Source organism: Oleiphilus sp. HI0066 (assembly GCF_001635725.1).
Genome location: NZ_LWFH01000892.1, coordinates 1 through 590, shown reverse-complemented (window position 1 = coordinate 590; position 590 = coordinate 1). Strand labels below are relative to the sequence as shown.

1 protein-coding gene is annotated in these 590 nt (G+C 43.6%); it reads left to right on the top strand.

Annotation, left to right across the window (positions count from 1 at the left end; translation table 11 throughout):
• On the top strand, positions 1-446 hold a 446-nt coding region (locus tag A3738_RS10495; protein ID WP_197473788.1), incomplete at its 5' end, for a HAMP domain-containing sensor histidine kinase.
• Positions 447-590 lie beyond the last annotated feature (144 nt).

The following is a 590-nucleotide window of genomic DNA, read 5'->3' as shown; positions in this document are numbered from 1 at the left end:
CTTGGCTTGAGCAAGTCGTCGATCAGTGTCGAGAACAAAGCGATTCTCCTATCCCCATCCGCGTGAACGTTCTGAATAAGGAAGACACTTTGGCGCGATTTGACCCTTCTCAGATTGAGCAAGTGCTTACTAACTTGATTGTCAATGCGCAATACCACATCGAGAAATCGATGAACGAGGGTGGGGTTGAAGTATGCTTGTCACGCAAAGCGGGCACGGGACAAGCTGTCGTAGATATCATTGATTCGGGTAATGGCGTATCGGAAGAGAATCAGAAACATTTGTTTGAGCCCTTTTTTACAACCGAGAGCACAGGAACCGGATTGGGTCTATACATATCGCGTGAACTGTGTGAAGCCAATCAGGCAAACTTAAGTTACCTTGAGAGCAGTAGTGGCGGTGCTTGTTTTCGCATTATATTTGCGCACCACAAACGAATTGTTTAAGCCAGAAACATTTGAATACAGACTTCAGCATTGACTGAGATAGAAACTAGTAGAGACGTTAAATGACTCGACCATGCGTATTAATAATTGATGATGAACCAGATATTCGAGAACTTCTCGAATATCTGGTTCATCATCAATTAT